Below are 239 nucleotides of genomic sequence, written 5' to 3'. Positions count from 1 at the left end.
GGGTGAAAGCGAAATTCTGCGTGCGGTGGAAGTGACCATCGTGGTGCATGATGACATTATTCCGTGGCGTTATCCGGCGAAACGTGAGCTGCAGTTTGGCGAATGGCAGCGTAACGATATTCTGGCCGGCATTTTTGAACCGGCGACCATTGATATCGATCTGGCCATTCTGCTGACCAAAGCGCGTGAACATAGCGTGGCGCTGGTTGGTCCGGCAGCGGAAGAACTGTTTGATCCGG

The 239-nt window shown here is 54.4% G+C and carries 1 pseudogene; it reads left to right on the top strand.

Features of this window, described 5'->3' with window-relative positions:
* A pseudogene (locus ON33_RS30895) lies at nucleotides 1-239 on the top strand (nucleotidyltransferase); the annotation flags it as partial.

It is taken from the genome of Nocardia niigatensis NBRC 100131, assembly GCF_000308655.1.
GTDB lineage: Bacteria > Actinomycetota > Actinomycetes > Mycobacteriales > Mycobacteriaceae > Nocardia > Nocardia niigatensis.
This window is presented reverse-complemented; position numbering and strand designations above follow the sequence as displayed.